This is a genomic window from Streptomyces sp. CO7 (assembly GCF_053474865.1).
In genome coordinates this window covers 340379-344800 of the sequence record NZ_JBRIOU010000006.1, presented here as the reverse complement: position 1 = coordinate 344800, position 4422 = coordinate 340379, and the positions used below count along the sequence as shown (strand labels likewise).

Below are 4422 nucleotides of genomic sequence, written 5' to 3'. Positions count from 1 at the left end.
CTTCGGGGGGTGGGGGCCGCCGCTGATCGTCGGCGGCACCGGCGACCGGATCCTGCGGATCGCCGCCCGCCACGCCGACGTGGTCAGCGTGGCCGGCGCCTACCAGATCAAGGGCCGTCCGCCCGGCGCCTTCCGCATCGGTTCCGCGGCCGAGACCGAGGAGCGGGTGGCCTTCATCCGGGCCTGTGCCGGGGAGCGGGCCGCAGACCTCGAACTGCACGTCCTGGTCCAGATGGTGCTGGTGACCGACGACCGGGCCGGCGCGGCCGAGGAGGTGCTGACACGGTTCGGCCCCGCGATGACCCTCGAGGAGCTGCTGGAGGCCCCGCACGTCCTCATCGGCTCGGTGGACGAGATCGCCGGGCAGATCCTCCGCAACCGCGACCGGTTCGGGTTCACCCACTACACGGTGCACGGCCCGTACACCGACGTCTTCGCCCCGGTGGTCGAGGCGGTGCGCCGCGCCGAGAGGTGACCGTGCCCGGGAGGCCCGGCGGAAGCCGCCGCGGCGACCCTCTCCCGAACAGGCGTACCGGTCGGTATGCTCGGCCCGGTCGTCGTCGCCGTGCGGGAGGAAACCATGTCCGAGGTCAGCAACTCCCGTACAGCGCTGCGGATCTGCCCGCTGTGCGAGGCCACCTGCGGACTCGTGCTCACCGTGGAGGGCAGCCGGGTCACCGGTGCCCGGGGCGACCGTGAGGACGTGTTCAGCCAGGGCTTCGTCTGCCCCAAGGGCGCGGCCTTCGGTCAGCTCGACGGCGACCCCGACCGGCTGCGCGCCCCCCTCGTGCGCCGGGACGGCGTGCTGCGCGAGGCCACCTGGGAGGAGGCGTTCGCCGCCGTCGCCGAGGGCATGGCCCCGGTCCTGGAACGGCACGGGGGCGAGGCCGTCGGCATCGTGCTCGGCAATCCCACCGTGCACACCATGGCAGGCGCCCTCTACCCGCGGCTGCTGCTGGGCGCGCTGGGCACCCGCAACCTCTTCACCGCCTCCACGGTCGACCAGATGCCCAAGCACGTCTCCTGCGGACTGCTCTACGGCGACCCCGACGCCATCCCCGTCCCCGACCTGGACCGCACCGACCACCTGCTGATCGTCGGGGCCAACCCCCTGGAGTCCAACGGCAGCCTGTGCACCGCCCCCGACTTCCCCGGTCGCCTCAAGGCCCTGCGGCGGCGGGGCGGCACCCTCACCGTGATCGACCCGCGCCGCACCCGCACCGCCGCGCTCGCCGACCGTCACGTGGCGATCCGCCCCGGCACCGACGCGCTGCTGCTCGCCGCCATGGCGCACGTGCTGTTCGCGGAGGACCTGGTGGACACCGGCGACCTCGCGCCGCACCTCGACGGCCTCGACCGACTGCCCGAGGCACTGAGGGAGTTCACCCCCGAGGCGGTCGCCGCCGTGTGCGACGTGGAGCCCGCGGAGGTGCGCTCGCTGGCCCGCGAACTGGCCGCCGCGCCGGCCGCCGCCGTCTACGGACGCGTCGGCAGCTGCACCGTGCCGCACGGCACCCTCGCCAGCTGGCTGGTCGACGTGCTCGCGGTCCTGACCGGCAACCTCGACCGCCCCGGCGGCCTGATGTTCCCGCTGGCCGCCACCGCGCGGGCGCCCCGGCCCGCGGGGCCGGGCCGGGGCTTCACCCTGGGCCGCCGCCACTCGCGGGTCGCGCGGCACCCCGAGGCCAAGGGCGAACTTCCGCTGGCCGCCCTCGCGGAGGAGATCGACACCCCCACCGACGAGGGCGAGCCGATCCGCGCCCTGGTCGTCTCCGCGGCCAACCCGGTCCTCTCCGCGCCCGACGGGGACCGGCTCGACCGGGCGCTCGCCTCCCTCGACTTCATGGTGAGCGTCGACCCCTACCTCAACGAGACCTCCCGGCACGCCCACGTGGTGCTGCCGCCCCCGCCGCCCGCCCAGAGCCCGCACCACGACTTCGCCTTCAACAGCCTCGCGGTGCGCAACCAGGTGCGCTACACCCGCCCCGCGGTGCCCCTCGAGGCCGGACGCATGGCCGAGAGCGAGATCTTCGCCCGCCTGGTCCTCGCGGTGAGCGGCGCGCCCGCGGCCGACCCGGCGACGGTCGACGCCACGGTGATCTCCAGGACCCTCGGCCACGCCGTGCGGGACCCGCACTCCCCGGTGCACGGCCGCGACCCGGAGGAACTCGCCGCCGAGCTCACCGGCGCCGACGGCTGCGAACGCCGCCTGGACCTGATGCTGCGCCTCGGCCCCTACGGCGAGGGCTTCGGAGCCCGCCCCGACGGGCTCCGGCTGGGCGAGCTGCTCGACCACCCCCACGGCATCGACCTCGGACCGCTGCGTCCGAGGATCCCCGAGGTGCTGCGGACCCGCACCGGACGGATCGAACTGCTGCCGGAGCCGATCGCCGGCGACCTGCCCCGGCTGCGGCAGGCCCTCGGCCACCGCCCCGACGGGATGCTGCTGGTCGGGCGGCGGCACCTGCGCTCCAACAACAGCTGGATGCACAACCTCCCCGCCCTCACCGGCGGATCCAACCGCTGCACCCTGCACGTCCACCCCGAGGACGCGGCCCTGTACGGCATCGCCGACGGGCAGGCGGTCCGCGTCAAGGGAGCCGGCGGCGAGGTCACCGCGCCCGCCGAGCTCACCGACGCCGTACGCCGCGGCGTGGTCAGCCTGCCGCACGGCTGGGGGCACGACCGGCCCGGCACCCGCACCCGCCACGCCTCCGCCGACCCCGGCGCCAACGTCAACCAGCTCCTCGACGGCACCCTGCTCGACCCGCTCTCCGGCACCGCCGTCCTCAACGGATTCCCCGTCACCCTCTCGCCCGCCGGCTGACCGGCCCGTCGGCCGGCCGCCCGCCGGCCCTCCCCGCATGCGGCCCGTCCGCGATCGGACCAACCGGACGGGCCGCCCCTCGCCTCCCGTGCGAGGGTGGAAGCCGTTCGTCCACGGCCGGAACAGGAGGCGGGGTGCACCGCGCGACACGGGCACATGGTTGCCGGCAACGCTCCCGCGGGCGCACCGGGACCGGGAGGCGGGCGCGGTGAGCGATCAGCCGCAGGGTGGCGCGGTACCCTTTGCCGACCTGCGCAAGCGCCTCGACTCCGAGATGGACGAGATCGCCCGGCATCTGCGGGCCCTCGCCTCCACCAAGAACCGGCTCCAGGGACTGCTGGACGCGGTGCTCGCCATCACCGGCGAGCTCGAGCTCGACGAGGTCCTGCGGCGCATCGTCTCCACCGCGATGGAGCTCTGCGGCGCCCACTACGGCGCGCTCGGCGTGCTCGACGAGGAGGGCACGAGCCTCGACCAGTTCATCACCGTCGGTCTCGACGAGCAGGAGTACCAGGCGCTGGCGGGCATCGAGTTCCCGCACGGCGAGGGTGTCCTGGGCCTGCTCATCCAGAACCCGGAACCGCTGCGGCTGGCGGACATCGCCGGCCATCCCGCCTCGGTCGGCTATCCGCCCGGCCACCCCCACATGCGCAGCCTGCTCGGCGTCGCCATCAGCGTCCGCGGCGAGATCTACGGCGACCTCTACCTCGCCGAACGCACCGACGGGCAACCCTTCGAGAGCGAGGACGAGGAGGTGCTGGTCGCCCTGGCCAGCGCGGCCGGCATCGCCATCGAGAGCGCCCGCCTCTTCGAGCAGGTCCGCGACAGCGCCGAGACGTTCCAGCGCCTCCTGCTCCCGACCCTGCCCGATCTCAGCCCCTTCTCCGCCGCCACCGTCTACCGCCCCGCCGAGGAGCCCAACCACCTGGGCGGCGACTGGTACGACGCGATGCGGCTGCCGGACGGCGCGCTGGGCATCGTCATCGGCGACGTCTACGGCCACGACCTGCCCGCGGCCGCCACGATGTCCCAGATCCGCAACATGCTGCGGGCGCTGTTCTACGACCGCCGCACCCCGCCCAGCGACGTCCTGCGCCAGCTCGACGTCACGGTGGCCGCCGGCACCACCCAGCCGGTGACCACCGTGCTGGTGGCGCGGGTCGAGCCGGCCGGGCGGGAATGGGACCTCCACTGGTGCGTGGCCGGCCACTATCCGCCCCTGGTGATCCGGCCCGACGGGCAGGCGGAGTACCTGCTGCACGAGCCGGGCCTGCCGCTGGGCGTGGACCCGGGCATGGACCGCCCGGACCACCGCAGGAGGCTGCCGCCGGGAGCCACCGTCGTCTTCTTCACCGACGGCCTGGTCGAGCACCCCGCCCACGCCATCGACGAGGGACTGGACGCCCTGCTGGAGCTCGCGAGCACCCACGCCGCCCTGCCGGTGGACGACCTGGTGCACGCGCTCGCGGACCACCACCCCAGCGACGGCCGCGACGACCTGGCCATCCTCGCCCTGCGCCTGCCGCCGGACGACTGAGCCGGCCCAGGGCACGAGCCGGCCGGCCGGCCCTCCGGGCTCCGGCGTCGTCGAGGAC

At 74.9% G+C, this 4422-nt stretch carries 2 protein-coding genes and 1 pseudogene; all 3 read left to right on the top strand.

Annotation, left to right across the window (positions count from 1 at the left end; genetic code table 11):
- Window positions 1-475: pseudogene (locus tag ACOV8S_RS23090) on the top strand (LLM class F420-dependent oxidoreductase); the annotation flags it as partial.
- A gap of 105 nt (window positions 476-580) precedes the next feature.
- Window positions 581-2827, top strand: coding sequence for a molybdopterin-dependent oxidoreductase (locus tag ACOV8S_RS23085; protein WP_448319947.1), 2247 nt, complete (start codon window positions 581-583; stop codon window positions 2825-2827).
- Window positions 2828-3101: 274 nt separating this feature from the next.
- The gene (locus tag ACOV8S_RS23080; protein WP_448320132.1) at window positions 3102-4364 is read left to right on the top strand and encodes a PP2C family protein-serine/threonine phosphatase; all 1263 of its coding nucleotides are present in this window, start codon (window positions 3102-3104) and stop codon (window positions 4362-4364) included.
- Window positions 4365-4422 lie beyond the last annotated feature (58 nt).

Excerpts from the sequence above, each read along its gene's own strand:
- ACOV8S_RS23085 (WP_448319947.1), top strand. The coding sequence starts at position 581 with ATGTCCGAGGTCAGCAACTCCCGTACAGCGCTGCGGATCTGCCCGCTG.
- ACOV8S_RS23080 (WP_448320132.1), top strand. The coding sequence starts at position 3,102 with ATGGACGAGATCGCCCGGCATCTGCGGGCCCTCGCCTCCACCAAGAAC.